This is a genomic window from Roseovarius sp. B08, assembly GCF_051417955.1.
Lineage (GTDB): Bacteria > Pseudomonadota > Alphaproteobacteria > Rhodobacterales > Rhodobacteraceae > Roseovarius.
Genome location: NZ_JBPRLW010000001.1, coordinates 564200 through 590141, shown reverse-complemented (window position 1 = coordinate 590141; position 25942 = coordinate 564200). Strand labels below are relative to the sequence as shown.

Sequence of the window (25942 nt, the reverse complement as noted above, 5' to 3'; positions counted from 1 at the left end):
GATAGGTATTGGACGCCGAAATGAACAGTGAACCCGATCCCATCATGCGCCAACCCGCCGTCGCAGGAACCTTTTATCCCGCCGACGCGCAGGCGCTTTGGTCCGAGGCCGAAAGCTGCATCACCCGCGGCACCAGCGGCTGGCGACCCGAAGGCTCGGCGCCCCGCGCGATCATCTCGCCCCATGCGGGCTATCGCTTTTCCGGCTGGCTGGCCGGCGCAGCGTGGCGTGCCACCGCACGCGGGCGACCCTCGACCATCGTCATCCTGTCGCCCTCTCATGCCCACGCCTTCGACGGCATCGCCCTGCCGTCGCAAAAAGGGCTACGCCATGCCCGGTTTCGACGTGATGATCGACCGGCCCGCCGCCAACAGCCTCGTGCAGGCCGGGCTGGCCCATGTCGAGGACGCTGCCCATGACCACGAGCACGGCATCGAGACACAGCTTGCTTTTCTGCATCGCTTGCATCCCCGCGCCAAGGTGGTGCCGCTCGTCATCGGCAACGCCCCTCAAGACCAGGTGTCCGCGGCCATCGACCACCTCAGTGCGCTTGACCAGCCGCTTTTCGTGTTGTCGAGCGATCTCAGCCACTTCCTGACCCGCGACGCGGCGGATGCCAAGGATGCCGAGACCGCCAAGCTTCTGGAAACCTCCAGGGGCACTACGCTCACATCCCGTCATGCCTGCGGCGCAGGCGGTATCGCAGGGTTCATCGCCTCGGACGCAGGCGCGGGCCTGCGCCTCGCCCGCCTCGCCATGGCCTCCAGCGCCGATGTCACCGGCGACACCTCTCGCACCGTGGGCTACGGCGCCTGGGCGCTTTTCGACACCACCGGCGAGATCATCATCCCGCGCCACCGCGAGATGCTGCTCAAGGCGGCGCGGCAGACGCTCGACTCCTTCACCAAGCGCGGCAAGCCGCCCAAGCTAGATGAAACCAGCTTTCCGCAGGCGCTGCGCGGCCACGCCGCCAGCTTCATCACCCTGCAACAGGACGGCCGCCTGCGCGGCTGCATCGGCTCACTCACCGCGCATCAGCCGCTTGCGGGTGACGTGTGCGAGAACACGGTCAAGGCCGCCTCGGCCGACCCGCGTTTCAGGCCCGTCACTGCCGAAGAAGTCCCCGGCCTGCGCCTCAAGATCGCCGTGCTGTCCCCCTCCGCACCGATGACGTTCTCAGGCGAGGCCGACCTGCTGTCACGGCTGACGCCGCACCGCGACGGGTTGATCCTGCGCGACGGGGCCAAGCGCGGGGTGTTCCTGCCGATGGTCTGGGAGAGCCTGCCCGACCCCGCGGCGTTTCTGACCGCGCTGAAGGTCAAGGCGGGGCTGCCCAAGGATCACTGGAGCGATACGCTGGAAATCCACCGCTTCTGCGCCGAAAGCTTCGTTGAGCCGGACTAGGCGCTCAAGAGACGTTGGAAATCTCGATCAGGTTGCCATCCGGGTCGCGTATGTAGATCGAGGTCAGCGGCCCCGTTGCGCCGGTCCGCGGCACCGGCCCTTCCTCGACCGTCACGCCGTGACCGGCCAGGTGCGCCCGCCAGTCTGCCAGCGGCACATCGCTCAGGAAACACAGGTCCGCCGTGCCGGGCGCGGGATGCGCCGCCTTTGGCTCGAACTCCGCGCCCGCCTTGTGCAGGTTGATCTTCTGCGCCCCGAATTTCAGCGCCCACCGCCGCGAGCCGTCGGTCGGGGTGAACGCCTCCGCATCCATCCCCAGCGATTGGGTGTAGAATGCCACCGTCGCGTCGATATCCGCGACTGTCAGCACAAGATGATCCAACGATGTCAGGCGGGGCGGCATGGGGTTTCCTTTCGTCGCAGGCATTGTCTTTTCGCGCGCTGCCAGCATAGACATATGCCGAAACCGGACGGCAGGCCAAGATGACAGACGCCACGCGAACCCTTCACGACCCCATCGACCCGGCCCGCGCCCGCGCACTTCAGGCCACGCTGGGTGAGACGCCCACCTTGGGAACCGGCGACGCCCTTCCGCCTTTCTTCCACCAGATCTATTTCTGGGACCCGCAGGTGCCCGCCGACCTTGGCCCCGATGGTCATCCCAAACTGGGCGGCGTCATCCCGGACATGGGCCTGCCTCGGCGCATGTGGGCCGGCGGGCAGCTGGAATTCCACGCCCCCTTCCGCGCGGGCAAGCCCGCCACCCGCCGCACCACCCTCGAAAAGGCCGAACACAAGCAGGGCCGCAGCGGCCCGCTGGCCTTTGTCACCCTGCGGCACGAAATTTGGCAGGACGAAACCTGCTGCATCGCCGAGCATCAGGACCTCGTCTATCGCGAGGATAGAACGGGCCAAAAACCCGAACCGCCCCGCGCCCCCGACGGCGCAGTGAAAACCCGCACGGTCAGCTTCGACAGCACGCTCCTCTTCCGATATTCCGCGCTCACCTTCAACGGCCACCGCATCCATTACGACGAAGGCTATGCCCGGCAAGTCGAAGGCTATGACGGCCTCGTCGTCCACGGGCCCCTTCTGGCGCATCACCTGATGCAGATGGCCGATGCCGAACTGGGCGGTCTGAAGCGCTTCAGCTTCCGCGCGACCAGCCCCCTGATGCATCACGAGGTGGCCGAGATATGCTGGGGCAAAGACGGCGCATGTTGGGTGCGTGGCCCGGACGGGCGACAATGCATGTCCGCAAAGGCTGGCTGATCATCGCGACTTCGGCAAAGACGCCTCGGGCCTGAATGCCGCCGGGATCTCGTCCCGCCCGTCCAGCACAAGATCCGCCATCACCTGCGCCACCTTCGGCGCCATGCCGAACCCGATCTTGAAGCCGCCATTGGCAATGAACTGGTGGGGGTATAGCGGATGCACCCCCAGCATCGGCGCCCGCGACCGGGCGCGGGGGGCGCACCCCGGCCCAGCGTTCGATCACTTTTGCCTCGCGCAGCGCAGGCACTGAAATGCGGGCGCGAGCCACCACGTCTTCCAACTGCCCGTCCGTGTCCGTCGCACTGTCATACTCCCGCTCCGAGGTCGATCCCACGGCGGTGGTCCCGTTGCGGTGAAAAATCACGTGCAGCGCATCGGCAAATACCTGCGGCGCTTCTGGCGCCGAAAAATCAAGTACCGCGCCCTGCCCTTTGACGCCATTGCCCACCGGCGCGCCCAGCTTGTCCGACAGTTCGGCCAGCCCCATTACCCCCGTGGCATGAACCACGCGGCCCTGCGGCTTACCCTCCGTCACGATCTCTCCACCCCGCTTCACGATCGCCGCCGCCAGCGCCTTGCCCGCCTCGCGCGGATGCAGCCGCGCCGACAACGTATCCAGGATCAACAAGCCAGTCGACGTGACCGGCGCATGTGCCACCGCACCCGCTTCCACCACCCCCCATGTCGCAGCCTCGCCCCACAGCTCGCGCGCCGTGACCTCCCTTTGCCGCGCCAGCGCCAGCCCGGCCTCGTCCGCCACCGGCTGCACCCGGCCCGTCCGCGCATAGCCCGGGGGCAGGCCCGACACCTGCGCCACCTCGGCCCAGAACGCCTCTGCCGCCAACAGGCTGTCCAGCTGAAACGCCTTCTTTTCGTTCCAGTTCTCCGGCGCATGCGGCGCCAATGCGCCCACCACGCCGCCCGACGCGCCCGCGCCCACACCGGCGGGGTCGATCATCCGCACCTTCGCCCCCCGCGACTGGCACGCGAAGGCGATGGACAGGCCGAAGATCCCGGCTCCGAATATGGTGACGTCTGCCATTGTCATTTCCCCGGCCCGGCGGCATGGTCGCCGGGATTTTCCCTGACTACCGGAAGGCGCGATGCAGGACCAGCAGGCAGAACTGGAATGGCGCGACGGGGACGTGCCGGTCTCCACCCGCTTCGACGACCCGTATTTCAGCCTCGAGAACGGCCTTGCGGAAACGCGACACGTCTTTCTCGGCGGCAATGACTTGCCCGCACGGTTCCGCGACGGGTTCCATGTTGCAGAACTTGGTTTCGGCACCGGTCTCAACTTCCTGACCGCGCTTCAGGCATGGCGCGCGGCAGACGTGTCCGGCACCTTCCATTTCACAAGTTTCGAGGCATTCCCGATGGACCCTGACCAAATCGCGCGCGCCCTCTCGGTCTTCCCGGACCTGCCTGTCGAGGCGCTCGGGCTGAGCGATGGCGGCCCCTTCGGTGACACGACGAGAGGCTCCGACTACACCCTGCGCGTCATGATAGGCGACGCGCGCGCCACCCTGCCCCAATGGGACAGCCAAGCTGACGCCTGGTTCCTGGACGGCTTTTCCCCCGCCAAGAACCCCGAACTCTGGGAAGAGTCCCTGATGCGCCAGGTGGGCCAGCACACCGCACCCGGCGGCACCGCCGCCACCTACACCGCCGCGGGCTTCGTCCGGCGCGGCTTGCAGGCGGCGGGATTTGAAGTTGACCGCGTTCCGGGATACGGGCGCAAGCGGCACATGACCCGCGCAAGAAAGACCTGAGCATGGCAGAGCAGAACACCCGCCTCGGCATCATGATGATGGTAACGACCACATTCATCTTCGCGGTGCAGGACGGCATCTCGCAATACCTGGCGCGGGAATACAACGTGCTGATGATCGTCATGATCCGCTACTGGTTCTTTGCCGCCTTCGTGATCAGTGTCGCCACCCGCACCGCCGGCGGCCTGCGCGCCGCCGCCCGCACCGATCAACCGCTGGTACAGGGATTTCGCGCCGTCCTGCTGGTCGCCGAGATCTGCGTGATGATCTTCGGCTTCACCCTGCTGGGGCTTGTGGAAAGCCACGCCGTCTTCGCCTGTTACCCCTTGCTCATCGCCGCGCTCTCCGGCCCGGTCTTGGGCGAAAGCGTCGGCTGGCGTCGCTGGGCGGCCATCGGGGTCGGCTTCGTCGGCGTGATCATCATCCTGCAACCGGGCTTCGGCGTTTTCCAGCCCGAAGCCATCGTGCCGCTCATCGCCGCGCTGATGTTCGCGCTCTACGGCCTGCTGACCCGTTACGTCGGCCGCCGCGACAGCGCCGCCACCAGCTTTTTCTGGACCGGCACGGTGGGATCGGTCGCCATGACCGCCGTTGGCCTGTGGTTCTGGGAACCGATGTCGGCCTATAACTGGCTGTGGATGGCTGCACTCTGCGTGACCGGCGCGGCGGGGCACTACACGCTCATCAAGTGCTACGAGGTCGCCGAGGCCAGCGCGGTCCAGCCCTTCGCCTACCTGCAACTGGTCTTCGCCAGCACTATCGGCATCCTCTTCTTTTCCGAGACGATCCGTCTCAACGTGGCGTTCGGCGCGGGGCTCATCGTGGCCGCCGGACTGTTTACATTGTGGCGCCAGCGTCTGCGCGGCTAGTGCGGCATTTTACCGGGCTTTTCCCCGCAAGGCTGACGATGTATCAGGAACACCGAATGGCAAAGGGCACCACATGCGCACGGCGCGGTACATGACGGCGATCGGCAAGGCGGCCCTGACGGTGCTGCTCGCGCTTTTCATCGCGATCCGCGTCGTGGCCCAGCCCACGATCCTCGCCGCGCCTGAATCGGGAGTGATGGCTCTCTGCTCGGGCGGGCAGATCGTCTATGTCTCCATGGATACCGGCCAGCCGGTGGACACGGGCGACGACACGGGCCTGGCGGCTGATCCCTGCCCGTTCTTCGGCGTCACGGCGTTCGATATCAACACGCAGAAACAATTGGCGCCCCCGGCTGTGGTGCCGACCGCGCTCAATGTCTTCGCGGCCAGCGCAACGTTCCCGATACCCGGCGCTTCGGTTCAGAACGCCGCGCGTGCCCCGCCGCTGCCGGCCTGACCCCGCGCGGGCTCAGCGCCCGCAAACGACACCTCCGGAACATCGATGCAGTCGGGCTTGCCCCGGCGCGTTTCCGTAACCTATCCGGCACGCGACACATTGCACGCGTCGCCCCCCTGCAGGAGACTGACATGAAACATATTCTCACCCTTGCATCCGCCCTGATCCTCTCGGCTGGCATGACCGCCGCACATGACTACACCGTGGGCGACCTTGAAATCATGCATCCCATGGCGTTCGAGACGCCCAAGATGGCCAAGGCCGGCGCGGGGTTCATGACGATCACAAACAATGGCGACACCGACGACGTGCTGCTCGAGGTCCGCGCTGATTTCCCCAAGGTCGAGGTTCATACGACCGAGGAAACCGACGGCGTCGCCAAGATGATGCATGTCGATAACCTGCCCATCCCCGCCGGTGAAACGGTAAAACTCGCACCCGGCGGCTACCATGTCATGTTCATGGGTCTCTCGTCGCAACTAGAGAAAGGCCAGGAAATCCCGGCTACGCTGGTTTTCGAGAATGCAGGCGAGGTCGAGGTCATGTTCAACGTCGAGTCCCGGCCCGAGGAGGGCGAGACCATGGACCACTCCAATCACTGACGGATGCCTTCCGCACGGGCGGGCCGCATCGCCGAAGTCGCCCTGGCGCAGACGTTCAGTCCACCGTCGGTGACAGGGTGCTTCCGGCCAGTTCCTGCGAAAACGGCACCGGGTGCGGCTCCTTGCCCAGCCGCGCCCGGTAGATCGGCAGGCTTTCGGCCACGCGCATCACGTAATTCCGCGTCTCGTTGAAGGGGATGTGCTCGATCCAGTCGATGATATCCCCGCCGTCCTGCCGCGGATCCCCGAACCGCGTCATCCAGCGCGGGGGTCGCGCTGGCCCTGCGTTATAGGCCGCTGCCATCATGATGACATTGCCGTCGAACTGGGCCGCCATCTGCGCCAGGTAGGCCGAGCCCAGCCGCGCGTTGTAAGCCCAGTCCTCGAACACCCGCGACCGTGTATGATCGGTCACGCCCAGCCGCCGTGCCACTTCCGCCGCCGTGCCCGGCATCAGTTGCATCAGGCCCATCGCGCCCGCGCCGCTGGCCACGCCTTGGTCGAACTCGCTCTCGCGCCGCGCGATGGCCAATGCCAATTCCATCGGCACGGGCAGGTCCAGCTCGTGCATCGGATGCAGCGGGTAATAGGGCGCAGGCAGCGTGATGCCGCGCTGCGCCGCCGCCTTGCCTACCATCACCTGCAGATGCGGTGAACCCAACTCGTCCATTGCCTGGCCCAGCTGCCTGAGCGGCTTCAGCTCCAGCGTGTCGGCGAGGTGGGTGAAGAACGTTTCGGCCAGCGACACGCGGCCATTGGCCAGCGCCAGAACGCCGGCCTGGAAAACCTCGCCCTGCGCAAACTCCGCTTCGCGCCAATCCGGAAAGGTCTGACGTCCATTGAGCGCCCGGTCGAACGGAAAGCCCCCCCGCTCGGCGGCCAGCAACCCGTAAAAGCTGGTCTGATGCAGGGCCCCCAACTCATAGGCGAGCTTGGCGGCAGCCTCGTTGCCCGCCGCCTCCTGCGCCCGTCCAAGAGCCAATACCCGGCCCGGCCCAGCGAAATCGGCGTCTCGACCCCGTCCATGAGCCGCTGGAAATGAAAGACCGCCAACTCGGCGTCGTTGAGATCGGTCAGTGCAATGAACCCCGCCAGCCACTCCAGGTCGGCGAAATGCGACCCTTCCACCAGGCCGTGCACCGATGCCAGATCATAGGCCGTGCGTGCCGCACCGTCGCGCATCCGGTCACGCGCCAGTTCCCGCCGCCAGCCGGCCCAGCGCTCGGCATCGCCCAGACCGTTCCCCTCCAGCCGGCTTTGGCGAAGAATCAACTTGATCGCATCGTCCGGCCGGTCCTGGCGGATGTGACGGTTGTAAAGCGCATAGGCGATATGCGGATTGCTTTGCGCCGCGTCGGGCAGCAGTTCAAGGCGCTTGTCCGCACCATCCGCCCCGGCCTCGATCATCAGCCGGGTCTCGGCGATCTCGCGCGTGGCGGCGTCGACCAGCGGCAGCATCTGCTGCACATCCCTCAGCCCCCTCCACAGCGCCATGTCCAGCCGCGCCTCGTGATGCGGCTTCAACAGTTCCGGCCGCGCCCGCAGAAAGGCATCATGTTCGGCGGTCGACAGGTCCAGCGTCCGCCATGCCAAGACGAGCGCGACATCGGCATCGCCGGGCCGGTCGGCCTTCTGCAGTGCCCGGGCGTAGGACAAAGCTCCCAGGCCCGATTGCGGCACCCGATCCTCGTAGAAGGTAACGATCTCTTCGGGCGTCGCCCCGATCATCGCACCTTCGGCCTGCTTGTGCAGGTAATCCAGGCCGGGCCAGTCGGCGTGATCGGTCAGAAAGGCCAGAACTTCGCCCGGCGTCCCTTCGCCCGCCCTCAGACGGTGCCACTCGATCAGGGTGACCGCCGCGGGCCCGGCGCGCTCCGCAATCTGCGCCGCGGTTGTCCAGCGCCCGGCCAGCATCGCGTCGAACGCGCTGGACAACGGGCGCGGCGGCACACGCGGTGGGGGCGTGATCATGACAGTCCCGCCCTCTCCTTCGTCCGCAGTCTCGTTGACGCTGACGGCTTCGGCCTCCGCCCCCGTCTCGGGCGCGTCCACGCCATCAGTCTGGGCCACCGCAACAAGCGGCCACAGCAGGGCCAATAAAGCCACGACAAGTCGTTGCACGCTGAACATCACTTGCATTTTCCCGGGCCAGCGACGATAGACACAGCCAGCCTAGTTTCCAGGGGACGGAACGTCCATTCACAAGCTGGGCAACGCCGCGGCAGACTTCCGTGTCCCGCGGTCATCCACCAGCCCTTTGGGCTAAGACATAGAGAGGAGCGTATCATGTTCAAAGGATCATTTCCTGCCCTGGTCACGCCGTTCAAGAACGGCGAGCTGGATCTTGATACGCTCAAGGAACTGGTGGAATGGCATATCGGCGAAGGCAGCCATGGCCTGGTGCCCGTCGGCACCACCGGCGAAAGCCCCACGCTCAGCCATACGGAACACGAAACCGTGGTCTCCGAGGTGGTGCGCGCCGCGGCAGGCCGCGTGCCGGTGATCGCGGGCGCGGGCAGCAACAACACGCTCGAATCGATCCGCTTCCTCCAGCATGCCGAAAAGGTCGGCGCCGATGCAGCCCTGGTGGTGACTCCCTATTACAACAAGCCCACCCAGCGCGGTCTGATCGCGCATTTCACCGCGCTGCACGATTGCTGCAACCTACCGATCATCATCTACAACATTCCGGGACGGTCCATGGTGGACATGATGCCCGACACGATGGGCGAACTGGCCAAGCTTCCGCGCATCGTCGGCGTCAAGGACGCCACGGGTGACCTCGCCCGCGTCAGCCATCAGCGCATGACCTGCGGCAAGGACTTCTGCCAGATTTCGGGCGAGGACGCGACGGCCCACGGCTTCAACGCCCAGGGCGGCGTCGGCGTGATCACCGTTACCGGCAACGTCGCACCCCGCATGGTGGCCGAGGTGCAGAACGCCACGCTTGCCGGCGATTACGCCAAGGCGCTGGAAATTCAGGACCGGCTGATGCCGCTGCACAAGGCGATCTTCACCGAGCCGGGGCTGGTGGGTGCAAAATATGCCCTGTCCCGGCTGGGCCTGTGCAGCGCCGAGGTCCGCTCGCCCCTCACTGAGCTCAGCGACGAGACCAAGGCGCTGGTCGATGACGGCCTGCGCCATGCCGGGCTGATGAACTAGGTCGTCCCGCCTTTACCTTGGCGCAATCTGCTTCACCTTCTGCGGTGAAACGGCAAGCTTGCCCGCAGCGCAAGGGAACGAGATGAAAGGTCAAGGCGCGTCATGGCGGAGCTTCTGATCGTCTACCATACCAAGACCGGCGGCAGCCGCCAGATGGCGGAGGCCGCCGCAGACGCCGCGCGCGAAGAAACCACGACGACCCTCCAGACCGCTGAAGAAACCGGGCCAAAGGACCTTCTGCGCGCCGATGGCTATATCTTCTGCGCGCCGGAAAACCTTGCCGCCATCGCCGGCGTGATGAAGGATTTCTTCGACCGCTGCTATTATCCCGTGCTGGGCCGGATCGAGGGGCGTCCCTATGCCCAGATGGTCTGCGCCGGCTCTGACGGCACGAACGCGCAAAAACAGATCGCCCGGATCGCGCAGGGCTGGCGGCTGAAAGCGGTGCAGGAACCGTTCATCATCTGCACCCACGCCCAGACGCAAGATCAGATCCTGGCCGAAAAGAACCTGTCGGAAGACGACCTCGCTCCCTGCCGCGAACTTGGACAGGCGCTTGGCGCGGGCTTGGAAATGGGCGCGTTCTAGCCTAGTCGACCCGCCGCACCAGCATCTGGTTGCCAGGTCCCGACTTGGTCTCGAATACTTTCAACTGGCCGACAAGATCGCTCAGCTTTTTCTCGCCATAGGTCCGCGTGTCGAAATCCGGCTTGTCCGCCTGGATCTGCTGGCCGATGCGTCCTAGCGGATACCATTCGCCTTCCTGGTCGATCTTCTCCATCGCGTCGAAGATCAGGTTGCGGGCATTGGCCGCGGATTTCGAATCCAGCCCCGCTTTGGCCTTGGCGCGCGACGATGATCCGACCTCCTGGTAGATGTTCTCGATAGCGACAAAGCGATTGCAGGCATTCTTCAACGCGTCGGGGGCCTTCGCCTCGCCGATGCCGATCACCGTCAGGCCCTGTTCGCGGATGCGGCTGGCCAGCCGGGTGAAATCGCTGTCCGACGAAACCAGCACGAAGCCGTCGAAATGTCCCGCGTGCAGGATGTCCATCGCATCGATCACCAGTCCGATATCCGACGCGTTCTTGCCCTTGGTGTTCGCGGTCTGCTGATGCTGGACCAATCCGAGCTTCTGCGCCGTCTTGGTCCAGCCGCTCAGTTGCTGGCTCGACCAATCGCCATATACGCGCCGCAGGCCCGGCTCACCATAGCTGGTGACTTCCTTCAGGATGGCATCGGCATACTTCGATGGCACGTTATCGGCGTCGATCAGAACGGCAAGCAGGTGGGAACGGTCGGGCATGGCAACTCCTTCTCAGGGCGCACCCTGCCCTATCCGTCCACCCGGCGAAAGCCGATAGTGGGCGCTCAGCCCTTCTCGCCGATCTTGTCCTGCGTCTTGGTCTCGAAATCCGACGCGTCGTGGCGCTCCCACAACTGCTCGTGCAGCTCGCCCATGGTGCGGTTCACCATGCGCCCGCGCTGCACCGTCGGACGGTCGAGGATCTTTTCGGCCCAGGCCACGACATTCTTGTATTCATGCACGCTCAGGAACTTGCCGGCATCGTATTGCCGGCCCAGCGCCAGGTTGCCGTACCAGGGCCAGATCGCCATGTCGGCGATGCTGTAATCCTGTCCCGCGATGTAAGGCCGGTCCGCCAGCTGCTTGTCCAGCACGTCCAACTGCCGCTTGGCCTCCATCGCGAAGCGGTTGATCGCGTATTCGTATTTCTCGGGCGCATAGGCATAAAAATGGCCAAAGCCCCCGCCCAGGTAGGGCGCGCTGCCCATCTGCCACATCAGCCAGTTCATCACCTCGGTCCGCTGCGGGCCGGATTCGGGCAGGAACGCCCCGAACTTTTCGGCCAGATGAATGAGGATCGAGCCGGATTCGAAGACGTTTATCGGCTCAGAGCCCGAGCGGTCCACCATTGCCGGAATCTTGGAGTTCGGGTTCACCTCGACAAAGCCCGAGCCGAATTGGTCGCCATCACCGATCCGAATGAGCCAGGCGTCGTATTCCGCATCATGGCCCGCGGCCAGCAATTCCTCGAACATCACCGTTACCTTCACCCCGTTGGGCGTGCCCATGGAGTAAAGCTGGAACGGATGCTCGCCCACCGGCAGTTCCTTGTCATGGGTGGCCCCGGCGATCGGCCGGTTGGTCGAGGCGAACGTGCCGCCGTTTTCGGCGTCCCAGGTCCAGACTTCGGGCGGTGTGTAGGTATCGTCGGTCATTTACGGCTCTCGCATTGCAATCTGTTCAAATAGAGAGCTAACCGACATATGCGGCAATGCAAGGTGCGCCGGTGCACAGATTTGTGTGCAAGGGGCCGTCGCCTCGGGTCGGACCGCCGTAGGCTTTCGGAAAACGGAGCTGTGCAACCCGCCATCTGAAACGACTTCGTCAACGGGGCTTGCGGAACGGGCGTGCTTGCGCCAATGCTGCGGCGAACCGTGCGAAGGAGAAAGACATATGCGCTGGTGGATGATCTTGACGGTGGCTAGCTTGGCGGGCTGCGGTCCCGCAATGACCGAGGGCGGCGCGCCATCCCGGGCTGATGAAAAAGGCCCCGACAGTTGTCTTGCTGCCACTCACGCCGCACTTGTCGGGCAACCGCTGAGCGCTTTCGACCAGTCGGCGCTTGACCAGCCGGTGCGCGTCATCCCGCCCGGCGGAATCGTGACGATGGACTACAACCCCGAGCGGTTGAACGTTGACCTGGACAGCAGCAACACCATCGTGCGCTTCTGGTGCGGATAGGCGCGCACCCGGGCGCGTGATCCGCAGTACGATCAGAACCCCACCTCAATTCCGGCCTTGCGCTTATTTCAACGCAGTTGATACTGCGCTGGCAGAAGTGTTTGATTTCGCACAAACGAGCGAGGCCCCTCATGGACAGCTGGGATGAAGTCCGCACCGCCTTTCACGTGGCACGCGTAGGAACGGTCAGTGGCGCCGCCGATGCGCTTGGTGTCCACCACGCCACCGTCATCCGCCATATCGACGCGCTCGAGGAACGGCTTGGCGTCAAGCTGTTCCAGCGACACGCCCGCGGTTATTCCACCACCGAGGCGGGCGAGGACCTGCTGCGCGTGGCGCAAGCCACCGATGATCAATTTAGCCAGTTGGCGGGCCGCATCAAAGGCCGCGGCAACGACGTGTCGGGCGAATTGGTCGTCACATCGCTGGGCGGGTTCAGCCACCTTCTGGTGCCGGTCCTGGCAGAGTTTCGTCAGGAATACCCCGACATCATCCTGCGCTACCTGACGGGCGACCGCCTGTTTCGGCTGGAATACGGCGAGGCGCATGTCGCCATCCGCGCCGGCCGCGCCCCGGATCAGCCGGACAACGTGGTGCAGCCCTTCTATACCCAGGCGCACACCCTCTATGCCGCGCAATCCTATATCGACCGGCACGGCTTGCCCGCGTCCGAGGACGAGTTCGAACAGCACTGGTTCGTCAGCGCAGACGATCCCAAGAACCGCGCGCCCTTCAACCAGTGGCTGCGTCAGACCGTGCCCGATGCGCGCATCATCTTTCGCAGCCAGGACGTACATGCCCAGCGCTGCGCCATCATCGAAGGCGCCGGCATCGGATTTCTCAGCCGGGTGCTGGCCCACCAGCTCGGCGACCTGACCGAGGTCATGCCCGCACGCGACGAATGGTCCGCGCCGATCTGGCTGGTGACCCACATGGACCTGCACCGCACCACCAAGGTTCAGGCCTTCCTGCGCTTCCTCAAGGACCGCGCCAAGGCGTGGGAGGTCGAATGACCGACCGGCTGCGCGGCCATGCCGCGATGCTGGCTTTTTCCGGGCTGATCGCCGGGTCCTTCGCGCTTGGCTCGATGGCCGCGCCTCATATCGCGCCTACCGCGCTCAACGCCGTGCGGTTCATCCTTGCCTCGGTCCTTCTGGGCAGCGCGGCCCGGGCGACCGTCGGCATCCCGCGCACCACGTGGCAGGCGCCCTGGCGCTACCTGCTGCTCGGCGGGTCGATGGGGCTTTATTTCGTGATGATGTTCGAGGCGCTGAAAACCGCCGCCCCGGTCAGCGCGGCGGCGGTCTTTACCCTGACCCCCATCATGTCCGGCCTGTTCGGCTATATCCTTCTGCGTCAGGTGATGACTGCGCGCATGGGCTTCGCGCTGACCATCGGTGCCACGGGCGCGCTCTGGGTGATCTTCGACGCCGATCTTCAGGCGTTCCTGCGGTTCGAAATGGGCCGGGGCGAGATCATCTTCTTCTTCGGCTGCATCGCGCACGCGTTCTATACCCCGCTGGTACGCAAGCTGAACCGGGGCGAGCGGCCCATCGTCTTTTCCTTCGGCGCCATGGTCGCCGCCGCCGGGCTGATCGCGCTGGCGGGCTGGTCCGACATGCGCGGCACCGACTGGCCCGGCCTGCCCGCCATCGTCTGGATCACCATCGTCTATACCGCCGTCGCGGCTACGGCGATCACCTTCGTCCTGCTGCAATACGCCTCGCTCCGCCTGCCCAGCGCCAAGGTCATGGCCTATACCTACCTTACACCCACATGGGTGATCTGCTGGCAGGCGGCGCTGGGCCACGGACTGCCCCCGCCCCTGATCCTCGTGGGCGTCGGGCTGACCATCGTGGCGTTGGTCCTGCTGCTGAAGGACGAATAGCTACTCCGCCAGGTCCCGCGCCGCGTCGTAAAGCCGCCTGAATTCTTCGCCGAACGCGTGCTCGGGAACACGGCGCAGGAAATACCGCACCGTGCCGATCGGCGCCGGCAGTTGCACGTCCATCGTCATGGTGTCGCCCGCGCATGCATAGGTGATCGTCGGCTCGTACCGCTCCGCTCCCGCAACCGGTGCGGTCATGACATCACCATTGGCCGTCATCGTAAACATGGCCGGGGCGGAGCCTGCATCGCAGAAAGTGATCCGCCCAGCCTCGCCATTGATAAACCCCACCTGCGTCGGCGCGGCAAGGTCCAGCCGCACGTCCACGACATCGCCGGTCTCGACGAACGTATCGGTAAATTCCGTGGCTTGGTGAAACGGGAGCGTGTGATAGAACCCGTCATCGTAGATCGAGATCCCCAAGGCGGGCGACGCGCCCGCCGCGATTTCACGGATCACGTTATCGGGCACCATCCCCTGCAAAGCGTCCCGGATTCGCGCCGGCGCCGTGTTCTCGCCAATCCAATGTCCGATCATGCAGGGATCGCCCACCGGGGGTGGCGCGACACAGGCGTTCTGGGCCAGGCCAGGGGCGGCCCAAAGGGCCAGCATCAGGGTCAGGGCAGATGACTTCATGGCAAGAATCCTCCGGTTGCTCAGAGAAATCCGCCCGCCTCCAGTTTCCGCACAAGGCGGCGATAATCCATGGGCGGCGGCACGTCCTCTGACACCTGTCCGTCGTCCGTACGCAGCAGCGCGTTCATTTTTACCAGGTCCACATCGCAGAACGCGTCGATCTGGTTGGCCAGTGCATCGAACGCCCCCTGCCGCCAGCGCCGCTGAATCAGGCCCACCCGTGTGCCGGGCCGCATCACGAACGGCGCAAGATGAAAGGCCGAGCCATCGGGCCCCACGATCTGCCGCGACGCTGCGTAATGGGCGCATTGCTCCGGCAGGCTGTGACGCTGGGGATGCATGATCGTGTAGCCCGCCTTGCGCATCAGCCGCTCGATCCGCTCTTCCTGGTCCACCATCTGGTCCGCGCGTTTCAGCAGAGACCGCGACAGGTAGATCTTCTCGTCGCCCTCGGGCAGGACCGCCGCCTGAAGCCGTCCGCGGATGAACCGGCGAAACTCCGGCGTGCCGGTGACCCAGTCGCGGTGGCCCATGCCCTGCGTCGGCACGTCCAGCACCTCGACCCGCACCGGGGTTTCCACGAAATGCACCGGCAACCCGTCGCTCAAGAGGTCCACGAACGCCTTCAGCCGCCGCTCGAAAACCGCCCCGAAATCAATGCCATGCATTGGGATCAGGACCAGGCCGTCATAGCTGCGCTGCCCCAAGGGCCACATCCGCGAGATGCATTCCAGCAAAAAATGCCCAAAATGATGCCGCCCGATGCCGATGAAGAGATGTCGCCCCGGCAAGACCTCCGCCGTCCCCGGCAGACCCGGCTGCGCGGTAAAGCGATTGGAGGAATAAAGCGTCCGCGACTGCTCCACAAAGCTGCCATCCGCCCGGAAAACCCCGCAGGCCAGTTCCCGGCCTTGCGACATTGGGACCACCTGCGCCTGTTCCACCGTCTCGACATGCGGCTCCGGCAAGACGTGCGGATCCAGCCCTGGGCCGGGCGCCGCGTCATCCATCATCGCGGAACTCTTTCGCCAGGAACTGTTCGAACGCATCCAGGTTCACCGCCTCGAACTGGCCGAAACTCTGCATCCAGATGCTGGCGTCGCGCAACGCGTCGGGCTCCAGCTTGCACCACACGACCCGGCCCCGCCGTTCCTGGCTGATCAGGCCGGCGCGGGTCAGGATGCCAAGGTGCTTCGAGACGGCGGCCAGCGACATCTCGAACGGCTCCGCCACGTCCGTCACGGCCATGTCATCCTCCAGCAGCATCGACAGGATCCTGCGGCGGGTGGGATCGGCCAGTGCGGCGAATACTGTGTCGAGCGATTGGGCCATGGTGCACCGTTTAAGCCTTGGGACACTGGCCGCGTCAACTGTATTGGGCCTTGGGAGGGGCATTGCGGACTCGACTCCGGTCGCGGCGCACCCTAATTTGGAACAAATCAAGAACAATCATCTGCTGCTGATCCGGTCCCGCTGCCATGCCCGAACGGCGTATCCTTTCTGTCTGGTTTCCCCGGCTGGGGGCCGAACGGCTGTTGCGGCGGACCGGGCTGGATGCGGACGTGCCTTTTGCCGTGGTGCGCGACACCGGGCAGATGCAGGTGCTGTGCTCGCTGTCCGAGGCGGCCGAGGCGGCGGGGCTGCGCGTGGGCCAGCCCTTGCGCGATGCCCATGCGATGTGCGCCACGCTGGTCACGAAACTGCAGAACCCGCATCAGGAGGCGGTGTTTCTGGCCAGCCTCGGACGGTGGGCCGAACGGCTGAGCCCGTGGATGGCGACGCAGCCGCCCGATGCGTTGCTGCTGGATATCACAGGCTGTGCGCATCTCTTTGGCGGGGAAGAGGCGATGGCCCGGCAAATCGTTGAAGAGGCGTCACTTTTCGGGCTGACCTCGCGCTGCGGGCTGGCCGGCACGGTGGGCGCGGCCTGGGCGTTGGCGCGCTATGCCGGGGCTGTGCCGGGGGCGGATCGCAGCGGCGACGCCATCGACCAGGAGGCCCGCGCGACCCGCTCCCGCGCGGCCAAGCGGCGGCACTGGGAAAGGGGCGGCGCCGCACCGGTGGCGGGCGTAAGCCGTTCAACTCAAAAGCCGTTTTCCATCGCGCCGCCCGGGCAGGCGCGCAGTCTTCTGTCCCCCCTGCCCATCGCCGCCCTGCGGCTGGAAGAAGAGCAGGTCGCGGCCCTGAACCGGCTGGGGCTACGCAAGGTGGGCGACCTGCTGAACCAGCCGCGCGGGCCGCTGGCGCGGCGCTTTGGCCGGGGGCTTTTGTTGCGGATGGACCAGGCGGTGGGGGCGGCACCGGAACCTGTCTCTCCGGCGCGGGTGAAGCCCCGGCTGGCGACCCGGCTGACCCTCCCGGAACCCATTGGTTTGATTGATGATTTGCAGGCCGGGCTGGATCGGCTGGTGCCGCGGCTGTGCCAGCTTCTGGCGGACCAGGGACAGGGCGTGCGCAAGGTTCGGCTGGAGGCGTGGCGCGCCGATGGCAGCATGGGCTGGATCGAGGCGGGGCTGGCGCGGGCGACGGACGAGCCCGACCGCATCCGGCCCCTGCTGGCCATACGGCTGGACGAGATCGACGCAGGCTTTGGCATCGACACGTTGCGCCTGATCGCGGCCGTCAGCGAGCCCATCCAGCACCGCACCGCTGCGGGTCATCTGGACGCCACCGCCGCCGCCCGGGACCGGCTGGCGCGGGACACGGCCGTGGAGGATCTGATCGGTCGCATCGGCGGGCGGATCGGGCTGGAAGCGATCACGCGCCTGCACCCCGCCAGCAGCCATATCCCTGAAAAGACGTCACAAATCCTGGCCGCCGCATGGTCCGAGCCGGCGGGCGACTGGCCCCGCCCCGCCACCCCGCGCCCCTTGCTGATGTGGTCGCCCGAGCCGGTCAACGCGCCGGATGCGCCGCACCTGCCGGCCATCTTCCGGTGGCGCGGGCGGGCGCATGACCTGGCCGAGGCGAAGGGACCGGAGCGGATCGCGCCGGAATGGTGGCTGGACGATCCGAACTGGCGGTCGGGGGTCAGGGATTACTGGCAGGTGACCACTGGCCAGGGGGAGCGGTTGTGGCTGTATTACGCCCATGGCGGGACGATGTCGTCGGGGTGGTTCTGTCAGGGGCGGTTTGCGTAGGCGAATCAAAAGGTTAAGGAGGCAGATTCGCCGAAAATGCGATGTCGGTATCGCGTCGGTATTCAAGTGGTATGGCAGCGGTGCGATTTTTTGCGTTTCGGGTGGTTAACAGGGCGTGCGTGGGGCGCGTGGGTTTTCACCCACCCTACGCGGAGATTCCGAACGGAGGCGGTCGCGGGTCACGCCCGGCACGGGGTGGAGGTAGGCATCCCGGCACAGGCGGGCGGTGGCGGGGTGGAACCCCGCCCTGCGTGGCGGGTGCGAAGGTGTGACCGTCATCCCGGACTTGATCCGGGATCTCCGGGGCAGAGAGATCCCCGGGTCAGACCCGAGGATGACAGAAAAGAGATCAGCAGTAGTTGCCCTTCACCCGTTCCTTGGTCGGGTCGAAATGCGGGTAGGGCACGACCTTGGCCTTGAGGCGTTTCTGCAGACCGTCCAATTGCCCCACCTCGATATCCGTGCCCGGCTCGGCGTGGGTCACGTCCACGCGGGCCAGCGCGATGTTCTTGCCGAGAATGGGGGATTTGACCGCAGAGGTCACCTCGCCCACCTGGGCCTTGCCGATGCGGACGCAATCGCCGGGGCTGGCGACGCGGCCGCCTTCGAGTTCCAGACCGACCATCTTGCGCTGCGGATGCGCCTTGCGTTCTTCCAGCGCGGCACGCCCGATGAAATCGTCGTTCTTGGATTTCAGCGGCACGGTGAAGCCGATACCGGCCTCGAACGGGTCGGTCTGGTCGTCGAACTCGGAGCCTGCGAAGATCAGTCCCGCCTCGATCCGGATCATGTCGAGCGCCGCCAATCCAAGCGGCTTCAGCCCCATCGGCTCGCCCACGTTCCAGATCGTGTCGAACACCTCTTCGGCGTCCTTGGGGTGGCAGAAGATCTCGTAGCCCAGTTCGCCGGAATACCCCGCGCGGCCCACGACAATCGCGGTGCCGTCGAAATCGTTCAGCCGGGCGGGGGTGAAGCGGAACATGCCCAGTTCTTCCAGCGTTGGGTTGGGCGGGGCGGTCCAGATGATCTGTTTCAGGATATCACGCGACAGCGGCCCCTGCACCGCCACGTTATGCAGCTGATCGGTGGAGTTGCGGACCCAGGCATTGAGGCCCAGTTTCTCGGCCTGTTCGCGAATCCACAGGCCCGAGGTGTCGTTGCCGCCGATCCAGCGGAAGGCGTTTTCGCCCATGCGGAAGAGCGTGCCGTCGTCGATCATGCCGCCGTGTTCATAGCAGATGGCGGTATAGACCAGTTGGCCCACGGCCAGCTTCTTGACGTTGCGGGTGACGCAATACTGCATCAGCTCCTCGGCGTCGGGGCCGGTGACTTCGTATTTGCGCAGGGGCGACAGGTCCATGATCGCCGCCTTCTCGCGGCAGGCCCAGTATTCGCCGACGGTGCCGACCGAGGGGAAGCTGTTCGGCAACCAGTACCCGTTATACTCGACAAAGTCCCGCGTGTGCCTGGCAAAGCAATTGTGGAACCCGGTTTCCTTGGTGTGTTCCAAAGGTGCCTCCGCTGATTTTCTGTAGCCGATGGAGCGGCTGAAGCTGTTGGTTTCGGAATAGGTGCGGACCTGGATGTCGGTGGGATTCCAGCCGTTCGCCTCGTCCACGTCGCAGGGACAGGCGGTGGAGACGCAGACCAGGTCGGTGAGCGCACGCAGAAGCACGTAATCGCCGGGGCGCGACCACGGGTCGTCCATGCCGATGGCGTTGGTCTCGTCCAGCATGGTGTTGAAGAAGAAGTTGATCGCGGGCCAGCCGGCGCGGGGGCGCACGCCGTATTGTTCGAGATCGCGGTTCATGTTCTCGGAACAGTTTACGTGGCCGGGATAGCCCAACTCCTCGTAATAGCGCTGGGTGCAGGCCAGGCCGAACGTGTCGTGCCGCCCGCAGGTGTCCTGCACGATCTCGACCAGCGGTTCCTGATCGACGTTCCAGTACTTCGCGAAGATGCCCGGCTGCGGGTAGAGCGAGCCCATCAGGGTGCGCGTCGTGGTCGGGTCGATCTCGCGGTCGAGGCCCTTGTCGAGCGAGCGCAGCGAGAATGCCTGAAAGTCCGAGCATTCGCGGCCCTGCACGTCGAGCACCTGGATGAACTGGCCTTTCTGCACGTGATAGGATTTGGCCTCGCCCGGCTGGATGTTCATGTCGACCAGCGGATCGGCCAGCGGGTCGGGCGGCATGTGCCCGCCCTTGGCGATGCCGGGATCGGCGCGGCGGATATAGAGGATGAGGTCGGTGGGCGGGGCCTGCGTGCCCGGGTCCATCGGCCCGCCGGGGGCGGCGACGATCAGGAGGCCGTCGCTGTCGGCGTGGAAGGTCGCCATCTCACCGGCGCGGGAGCCTTCGGAGAAGACCTTGATGCATTGCGCATCGCCCAGCTTGAACCCCGCGCGGTCGAGCGCCGAGGCGACGCGGCGGCCCGAGACCGAGCCACCCGCCAGGACCGACAGAACGCCGTCCGGGCGGCCGTGGCTGGAGGCGCCGAGGCGGCCGGGGTCGGATTTGCCGTCGGGGGTGAAGAACACCATCTCGCCGGGTTGCAGCCCCTGGAAATCCAGCACCGAAATCTCGTCGCCGCGATAGATCGGCACGGCGCGGGAGCCGCCGCCGGGGATGGGGTGTCGTTCCGTTCCGTGGGGCAGGATGGGCAAGCCGGGCGTGATGACGCCGGCGCGTTCATACGGGGTCTCGAAGACAGGCTTAACGGTCATGGATGTGCCTTTTATCACTCGTGAATTGTGGCATCAATCGAGGCCCAGCGCCCGTTTGCGCCGGTTGGCCCAGCTGAGGATCGCCATGTCGAAGGTCAACGCCATGAGCGAGACATTGATCCCGAGGACGAAGTTTTTGCCCAGGTCGGTGCCCGCCAGCGTGCGCTGAAGCTCTTGCCCAAGGTCCTGCGTGCCGATGAAGGCCGCGATGATGACCATGAAGAAGGCGAACATGATGCCCTGGTTGAAGCCGACGGCCATGGTGGGCATCGCCAGCGGCAGTTGCACCGAGGTCAGTTTCTGCCAGCGGGTGCAACCGGCCATGTCGGCGGCCTCGGTCATTTCGGCGGGCACGCTGCGCAGCCCCTCGATGGTGTAGCGGGTGAGCGGGACCATGGTGAAGATCACGATGGAGAGCACCACGGTGGTGTCGGTGATCCCGAAGAGCATGATCGCGGGCAGCAGGTAGATGAAGCTGGGGAAGGTCTGCGCGGTGTCGCAGGCCAAGAGCATCCGCTCGGACCATTTTTCCGACCGCGCGGCAAGGATGCCGATGGGAATGCCGATCAGCATCGAGATCGCCATGGCCGAGAGCACCGAGTAGAGCGTGATGACCGAGCGGTCCCACCAGCCGGAGAAGGCGACGATGGAGAAGAAGATCGCGGCGTAGATCGCCGGTTTCTTGCCGCCGACGCCATAGGCGAAGGCCACCACCAGCAGGATGAAGGCCGAGGTGGGAATCCACAAAAGCGCGTCGCGGAAGGGGATCAGGACCCAGACGTTCAGGACATAGCGGATGGTGCCGGTGATCGCCTCGACCACGTCGAGATTGAGGAAGCTCTCGAACACCCCGTCGATCTCGCGCCCCATGGAGAGCGACTGGCGGCGGCCGACCTCGTTCAGGATCTCGATCGGTTGGGCCAGCAGATAGAGCCCGGCGAAGACCAACACCGACAGGACGGTGTACTTGTAGCGGATGTAGAAGGGCGTGTCCTTGGGGTGATGCTCGGGCAGCTTGCGCACCCACGCCTTGCTGAGGCGGTCGAGGGTGATGGCGACCAGCACGATGGTGATCCCGATCTCGAAGGAGCGGCCCAGTTTGAGGGAGTTCATCATGGCAAGGAGCTTGCCGCCCAGGCCCGGCATGCCGATGAAGGCGGTCAGAACCACCATGGCGAGGCAGAGCATTATGACCTGGTTCACGCCGACGAGGATTTCCGTGCGGGCCGAGGGGATGAACACCTTGGTCAGCATCTGCCAGCGCGAGGCGCCGGACATCTTGCCGGCCTCGACGGTCTCGGGCGAGACCTTTTTCAGGCCCACGGTCGTCATCAGGATCATCGGCGGGGTGGCATAGATCGTGGTGGCGATGGCCCCCGCGGTGGGGCCGACCTTGAAGAAGATCACGGCAGGCAGGAGGTAGGTGTAGAAGGGCAGCGTCTGCATGACGGCGAGTAGCGGCTTGATGGCGTTGTCGAACCACTTGTATTTCCACGCCGCGATGCCGATGACGAGGCCCACGAAAAAGCCCAGCGGAGCGGCCACCAGCAGCACCGAAAGGGTCTGCATCGTCAGTTCCCACTGGCCCATGAACGCGGTCCAGACGAAGGTGCCGCCCGCCAGCAATGACAGTTTCCAGCCGCCAAGGTAATAGCCGATCACTGCGGCCAACCCCGCCACGGCGGCCCACGGTATGGGGTCGGCCATGTAAGGCCAGCGATACTTGCCTTCAAGCAGGTTGGCGGTGACGCCCAGCAGGAACTCCAGCGGGCCTTCGGCGAACCAGCGGGTGATGTAGATCAGGCCAAAGCGCCCCTCCTGCATGTCGCCGGTGACGACGTCGAAGAAGGCATCCAGCCACGTCGCCAGCGGCGGGATCCATGCTTCGGGCAGGCGGACGAGAAAATCCGGCAGAACGGGCTTGGCCGCGCAGAGCAGGATCGCGGCCACCAGCAGCGCCACCAGCACGGGGTCGCGGGTGGCGCCGGGCTGGCGCATCGACAGGGAGGTGCGTGTGGCGTTCGTGGCGACATCAGCCATTGGCGCTGTCCCCCAGAAGCACCTCCAGCGCCTCTTGCCGGGCCATCACGCCCATGATCCTGCCGTCCTTGCCCGCCACCGGCAGATGGTCGCGCGGGTCGCTGACAAGCTGGCGCGCGATCTGGTGAATGGTGCGGTCGCCCGCGATGGCCTCGCCCTCGACCGCGTGGCCGTTGACGGGTTTCGCAAGAACGCTGGCGTGCACGACATGTGCCTTGTCCACGTCCTCGGTGAACTTGCGCACGTACTCGGTCTGCGGGTCCAGCACGATCTGGTCGGGCGTGTCGCATTGCTCGATCGCGCCGTCCTTCATGATGGCGATGCGGTCGGCCAGGCGCAGCGCCTCGTCGAAATCGTGGGTGATGAAGACGATGGTCTTGCCCAGCATGGCCTGAAGGCGCAGGAATTCGTCCTGCATCTCGCGCCGGATCAGCGGGTCGAGCGCCGAAAACGGCTCGTCCAGGAACCAGATATCCGGCTCGATGGCAAGGCTGCGGGCGATGCCGACGCGCTGTTGCTGACCGCCGGAGAGCTCGCGCGGGAAATAGTCCTCGCGGCCCTCAAGGCCCACCAGCTTGATGACTTCCAGTGCGCGTTCGCGCCGCGCATGCTTGTCCTGGCCGCGCATTTCCAGCGGGAAGGCCACGTTTTCCAGCACGGTGCGGTGCGGCAAGAGGCCGAAAGACTGGAACACCATGCCCATCTTGGAGCGTCTGAGTTCGATCAATTCCTTCTCGGGCAGGGCCATGATGTCCTGCCCCTCGACCTCGATCGTGCCGCCGGTGATGTCGTGCAGGCGGGAAAAACAGCGCACCAGCGTGGACTTGCCCGAGCCGGAAAGCCCCATGATGACCAGCATCTCGCCCTTGGCAACCTCGACCGACACGTCCTTGACCCCGGCGATGTAACCGTCGGCGCGGATATCCTCGTAACCGTGCCCGGCAGGCATGGATTTGAGGTATTGGCGCGGGTTGGGGCCGAAGAGCTTCCACGCGTTGCGGCAGGAAATGACGGGGCTGTCGGTGGTCATGAGCGGGCTGGTCCTTGGATTGTCGCCGGCGATGCGAGCCGCCGGCAAGGCCCTGCCCGGCGCATCACCGGACAGGGAAAGGCGAAGAGGTCAGGTGTCGCCACCGGGCAGCCAGCCCTTCCAGACGTCCTCGTTGTCTTCCAGCCAGATTTCGGCGGCTTCCTCGGGCTCGTAATCCTCGATATCCACCAGCTTGGCCATCTCGGCGATCTGGGCATTGGTGAAGGAGATCTTGGTCAGCACCTCGTAGGCATTGGGCCACTTGTCCTTCATCCCGTCCCAGGCGGCCTTTTTCAGGTAGCCGTCGGCGGGGTTGCCGCAATCGTAGAGCGCGTCGGGGTTGGGGCCCTTGGCCGGGTCGGTGTCGCAGCCGTCTTCCCATGCGGGGAACTCGACGAACTCGCCCGGCCACACGGCCTCGGCGAAGTTGGGGGTCCAGTTGAAGACGAGGATCGGGGTCTTGTCTTCCTCGGCCGACGCGATGTGCGCCCAAAGCGCGGCGGCGGACCCGGCGTTCTTCACGACATAGTTCAAGTCCAGCGCCTCGGCGCGTTCCTTGCCGTGCTTGAGCCAGTCGACGGGACCGTCGAGGAACAGGCCCTTGTCGCCGGTTTCGGGCGTGGCGAACAGCTCGGCGCAGTCGTTGAGCGCCTTCCAGTCGGGCAGGCCCGGGCAGGCGTCCTTGGTCCAGGACGGGTACCACCAGTCCTCGCGCGTGACGGCATCGTGGTCGCCCGCGTCGTGCAGGCCGCCCTTTTCCAGCGCCTCGCGGAACGACGCGCCGAAGGCACCTTCCCAGACTTCCAGTTCCAGCGTGACGTCGCCGAGCCGGATCGATTCGTAGACCGCCTGGCTGTCGGTCGTGACGAATTCGACGTTGTTGCCCATCTCCTCGAAGATCTGGCCCACGGCGTGGCTCATCACGATCTGGCTGGACCAGTTGTGCAGCGGGATGACGATGGGTTCGGAACTGTCCTCGGCGGCGAAGCCTGCCGTGGCCGAAGCCAGGGCGATGGCCGTCGCGGACATCAATGCTTTGATTTTCATGTTAACTCCCAGTCGGTTGCATGGGCCTGATTCTGTGTGCCGGCCCTTTGTTGGAGTGGGAAGTATCGCGCAGGTGCAGAAAAATTCTGATTATAAACTTTTTGTGCCATGCCTCTAGAAATGTTTGGCAAACGGGGGTGGGCGCGGCTAGGCTCGGGCCGTTGTCCCGAGTTTGAGGAGTGTGAAGGATGCTGCGCAATCGCGCCGTGCTGCCGCGCCTTGACTACCTGCTGGCCTTCGAGGTGGCCGCGGAGCTGGAAAGCTTTGCCGCGGCGGGCAAGGAACTGAACGTCTCGGAAACCGCCATCAGCCGCAAGATCCGGCTGCTGGAGCAGCATTATCAGTGCGCGCTCTTCGTGCGCGGGCACCGCTCGGTGCGGCTGACGGATATGGGGCGCAAGCTCTTGTCCGGGATCACGCCGGCGCTGAAGACTTTGGTGCGGGTGTCCGAAGACATGTGCGCGGAGCTGGAGAAAAGCACGGTACGTCTGGCGGCGACGAACTCGGTCTCGTCGCTGTGGCTGATGCCGCGGCTGCGGGCGTTTCACGAGGCGAATTGCAATATCACCATCGCGCTCACGTCGTCCGACGTGGACGAAGAGTGCCTGGCCGAGGACATGGACCTTGCGATCCTGCGCGGCGAGGGCGACTGGCCTGGATTCGAGGCGACGCGGCTGTTCGGCGAGACGGTGTTTCCGGTCTGCGCGCCGGGCTACCTGAAGGGGCAGGCGCGGATCGACAGCATCGCGGCGCTGCGCCAGCACGACCTGATCGAGGTCAGCAACAACCACACCGAATGGCTGAACTGGCGCACCTGGCTGGACCACAAAGGCGCCGACCCCGACACGGTCCGTCCGTCCGCATCGGTCAACACCTATCCGCTGGCGATCCAGGCGGCGCGGGACGGGTTGGGCATCGCGCTGGGATGGGGGCATTTGGTGGACCATCACCTGCAGTCGGGCGACCTGGTCCGGCCGATGGGGGGCGAGCATGTGCGCACGCGCTCGGGCTATTACCTGTTGCGGCGGCAGGGGCTGGAGCCGCGCAACGAAAGCGCCATCGTGGCGCATTGGCTGCTGCAGGAAAGCGCCGCACGGCAGAGATACGCGGCGGAATGAGACGCGGGGCGTC

General features: G+C 65.4%; 26 protein-coding genes and 1 pseudogene. 14 read left to right on the top strand and 13 right to left on the bottom strand.

Going from position 1 to position 25942, the window contains the following annotated elements; translation table 11 throughout:
* Window positions 1-20 precede the first annotated feature (20 nt).
* Window positions 21-419, top strand: coding sequence for an AmmeMemoRadiSam system protein B (gene amrB / locus ACSQ76_RS02975; protein WP_437155398.1), 399 nt, complete (start codon window positions 21-23; stop codon window positions 417-419).
* Window positions 331-1404, top strand: a complete 1074-nt coding sequence (gene amrA, locus ACSQ76_RS02970) for an AmmeMemoRadiSam system protein A (RefSeq protein WP_437155397.1) — start codon at window positions 331-333, stop codon at window positions 1402-1404. Before amrB ends, amrA begins: the two co-directional genes overlap by 89 nt.
* 4 nt (window positions 1405-1408) lie before the next feature.
* Here amrA and ACSQ76_RS02965 read toward each other — a convergent pair whose 3' ends face one another.
* Window positions 1409-1807, bottom strand: coding sequence for a VOC family protein (locus ACSQ76_RS02965; protein ID WP_437155396.1), 399 nt, complete (start codon window positions 1805-1807; stop codon window positions 1409-1411).
* An 80-nt stretch (window positions 1808-1887) separates the two neighbouring features.
* Between ACSQ76_RS02965 and ACSQ76_RS02960 the strand changes: the two genes are divergently transcribed.
* On the top strand, window positions 1888-2676 hold the full coding sequence (locus ACSQ76_RS02960; RefSeq protein WP_437155395.1) for an FAS1-like dehydratase domain-containing protein: 789 nt from the start codon (window positions 1888-1890) through the stop codon (window positions 2674-2676).
* Here the strand turns inward: ACSQ76_RS02960 and ACSQ76_RS02955 are convergent.
* A pseudogene (locus ACSQ76_RS02955) lies at window positions 2677-3727 on the bottom strand (NAD(P)/FAD-dependent oxidoreductase). It abuts the gene before it with no gap.
* Between the two features lie 55 nt (window positions 3728-3782).
* On the opposite strand from ACSQ76_RS02955, the gene mnmD reads away from it, so the two are divergent.
* The 4 genes from mnmD (at window position 3783) to ACSQ76_RS02935 (ending at window position 6379) form a co-directional block, all read left to right on the top strand.
* The gene (mnmD, locus tag ACSQ76_RS02950) at window positions 3783-4451 is read left to right on the top strand and encodes a tRNA (5-methylaminomethyl-2-thiouridine)(34)-methyltransferase MnmD (RefSeq protein ID WP_437155394.1); all 669 of its coding nucleotides are present in this window, start codon (window positions 3783-3785) and stop codon (window positions 4449-4451) included.
* A gap of 2 nt (window positions 4452-4453) precedes the next feature.
* Window positions 4454-5320 (top strand): DMT family transporter, encoded by an 867-nt coding sequence (locus ACSQ76_RS02945; RefSeq protein WP_437155393.1) that lies wholly within the window; start codon window positions 4454-4456, stop codon window positions 5318-5320.
* Between the two features lie 91 nt (window positions 5321-5411).
* Window positions 5412-5777 carry a hypothetical protein gene (locus ACSQ76_RS02940; RefSeq protein WP_437155392.1) on the top strand — a complete coding sequence of 122 codons (366 nt, stop codon included), beginning with the start codon at window positions 5412-5414 and terminating at the stop codon, window positions 5775-5777.
* A gap of 131 nt (window positions 5778-5908) precedes the next feature.
* Entirely contained in the window at window positions 5909-6379 is a 471-nt protein-coding gene (locus ACSQ76_RS02935; RefSeq protein WP_437155391.1) for a copper chaperone PCu(A)C, read from the top strand.
* A gap of 55 nt (window positions 6380-6434) precedes the next feature.
* Here ACSQ76_RS02935 and ACSQ76_RS02930 read toward each other — a convergent pair whose 3' ends face one another.
* Both ACSQ76_RS02930 and ACSQ76_RS02925 read right to left on the bottom strand, forming a co-directional pair.
* Entirely contained in the window at window positions 6435-7127 is a 693-nt protein-coding gene (locus ACSQ76_RS02930) for a lytic transglycosylase domain-containing protein (RefSeq protein WP_437155390.1), read from the bottom strand.
* On the bottom strand, window positions 7076-8500 hold the full coding sequence (locus ACSQ76_RS02925) for a hypothetical protein (RefSeq protein ID WP_437155389.1): 1425 nt from the start codon (window positions 8498-8500) through the stop codon (window positions 7076-7078). Before ACSQ76_RS02925 ends, ACSQ76_RS02930 begins: the two co-directional genes overlap by 52 nt.
* Before the next feature lie 165 nt (window positions 8501-8665).
* Here ACSQ76_RS02925 and dapA point away from each other — a divergent pair, with 165 nt between their 5' ends.
* Entirely contained in the window at window positions 8666-9541 is an 876-nt protein-coding gene (dapA, locus tag ACSQ76_RS02920) for a 4-hydroxy-tetrahydrodipicolinate synthase (RefSeq protein WP_306127635.1), read from the top strand.
* Between the two features lie 102 nt (window positions 9542-9643).
* Entirely contained in the window at window positions 9644-10129 is a 486-nt protein-coding gene (locus ACSQ76_RS02915) for a flavodoxin family protein (RefSeq protein ID WP_306127634.1), read from the top strand.
* A 1-nt stretch (window position 10130) separates the two neighbouring features.
* Here the strand turns inward: ACSQ76_RS02915 and ACSQ76_RS02910 are convergent, their stop codons facing one another.
* Both ACSQ76_RS02910 and yghU read right to left on the bottom strand, forming a co-directional pair.
* Window positions 10131-10847: an NYN domain-containing protein gene (locus tag ACSQ76_RS02910; RefSeq protein ID WP_306127633.1), complete on the bottom strand. Its 717-nt coding sequence runs from the start codon at window positions 10845-10847 to the stop codon at window positions 10131-10133.
* 65 nt (window positions 10848-10912) lie between these two features.
* Window positions 10913-11782, bottom strand: coding sequence for a glutathione-dependent disulfide-bond oxidoreductase (gene yghU / locus ACSQ76_RS02905; RefSeq protein WP_437155388.1), 870 nt, complete (start codon window positions 11780-11782; stop codon window positions 10913-10915).
* A gap of 238 nt (window positions 11783-12020) precedes the next feature.
* On the opposite strand from yghU, the gene ACSQ76_RS02900 reads away from it, so the two are divergent.
* The 3 genes from ACSQ76_RS02900 (at window position 12021) to ACSQ76_RS02890 (ending at window position 14196) form a co-directional block, all read left to right on the top strand.
* Window positions 12021-12308, top strand: coding sequence for an I78 family peptidase inhibitor (locus ACSQ76_RS02900; RefSeq protein ID WP_306127631.1), 288 nt, complete (start codon window positions 12021-12023; stop codon window positions 12306-12308).
* Window positions 12309-12439: 131 nt separating this feature from the next.
* Window positions 12440-13321 (top strand): LysR family transcriptional regulator, encoded by an 882-nt coding sequence (locus ACSQ76_RS02895; protein ID WP_437155387.1) that lies wholly within the window; start codon window positions 12440-12442, stop codon window positions 13319-13321.
* Entirely contained in the window at window positions 13318-14196 is an 879-nt protein-coding gene (locus ACSQ76_RS02890) for a DMT family transporter (RefSeq protein WP_437155386.1), read from the top strand. Before ACSQ76_RS02895 ends, ACSQ76_RS02890 begins: the two co-directional genes overlap by 4 nt.
* Here ACSQ76_RS02890 and ACSQ76_RS02885 read toward each other — a convergent pair whose 3' ends face one another.
* The 3 genes from ACSQ76_RS02885 to ACSQ76_RS02875 are packed head-to-tail and all read right to left on the bottom strand — an operon-like array spanning window position 14197 to window position 16164.
* The gene (locus ACSQ76_RS02885; protein ID WP_437155385.1) at window positions 14197-14832 is read right to left on the bottom strand and encodes a hypothetical protein; all 636 of its coding nucleotides are present in this window, start codon (window positions 14830-14832) and stop codon (window positions 14197-14199) included.
* A gap of 20 nt (window positions 14833-14852) precedes the next feature.
* Complete coding sequence (locus ACSQ76_RS02880; protein WP_437155384.1) at window positions 14853-15845, bottom strand: glycosyltransferase family 61 protein; 993 nt, start codon at window positions 15843-15845, stop codon at window positions 14853-14855.
* A complete protein-coding gene (locus ACSQ76_RS02875; protein ID WP_306127626.1) occupies window positions 15835-16164 on the bottom strand; it encodes an ArsR/SmtB family transcription factor in 330 nt (109 codons plus the stop codon). The genes ACSQ76_RS02880 and ACSQ76_RS02875 overlap by 11 nt, the downstream gene beginning before the upstream one ends.
* 146 nt (window positions 16165-16310) lie before the next feature.
* On the opposite strand from ACSQ76_RS02875, the gene ACSQ76_RS02870 reads away from it, so the two are divergent.
* Window positions 16311-17972 (top strand): Y-family DNA polymerase, encoded by a 1662-nt coding sequence (locus tag ACSQ76_RS02870; protein WP_437155383.1) that lies wholly within the window; start codon window positions 16311-16313, stop codon window positions 17970-17972.
* 349 nt (window positions 17973-18321) lie between these two features.
* Here the strand turns inward: ACSQ76_RS02870 and ACSQ76_RS02865 are convergent, their stop codons facing one another.
* The 4 genes from ACSQ76_RS02865 to ACSQ76_RS02850 all read right to left on the bottom strand — a co-directional run bounded on the left by ACSQ76_RS02865 (window position 18322) and on the right by ACSQ76_RS02850 (window position 24811).
* Window positions 18322-20694: a DUF1989 domain-containing protein gene (locus tag ACSQ76_RS02865; RefSeq protein WP_437155382.1), complete on the bottom strand. Its 2373-nt coding sequence runs from the start codon at window positions 20692-20694 to the stop codon at window positions 18322-18324.
* A 33-nt stretch (window positions 20695-20727) separates the two neighbouring features.
* Window positions 20728-22734: an ABC transporter permease gene (locus ACSQ76_RS02860; RefSeq protein WP_437155381.1), complete on the bottom strand. Its 2007-nt coding sequence runs from the start codon at window positions 22732-22734 to the stop codon at window positions 20728-20730.
* The gene (locus ACSQ76_RS02855) at window positions 22727-23764 is read right to left on the bottom strand and encodes a quaternary amine ABC transporter ATP-binding protein (protein ID WP_437155380.1); all 1038 of its coding nucleotides are present in this window, start codon (window positions 23762-23764) and stop codon (window positions 22727-22729) included. Before ACSQ76_RS02855 ends, ACSQ76_RS02860 begins: the two co-directional genes overlap by 8 nt.
* A 90-nt stretch (window positions 23765-23854) precedes the next feature.
* A complete protein-coding gene (locus ACSQ76_RS02850; RefSeq protein WP_437155379.1) occupies window positions 23855-24811 on the bottom strand; it encodes an ABC transporter substrate-binding protein in 957 nt (318 codons plus the stop codon).
* Window positions 24812-24999: 188 nt separating this feature from the next.
* Here ACSQ76_RS02850 and ACSQ76_RS02845 point away from each other — a divergent pair, with 188 nt between their 5' ends.
* A complete protein-coding gene (locus tag ACSQ76_RS02845) occupies window positions 25000-25929 on the top strand; it encodes a LysR substrate-binding domain-containing protein (protein WP_437155378.1) in 930 nt (309 codons plus the stop codon).
* Window positions 25930-25942: the final 13 nt, after the last annotated feature.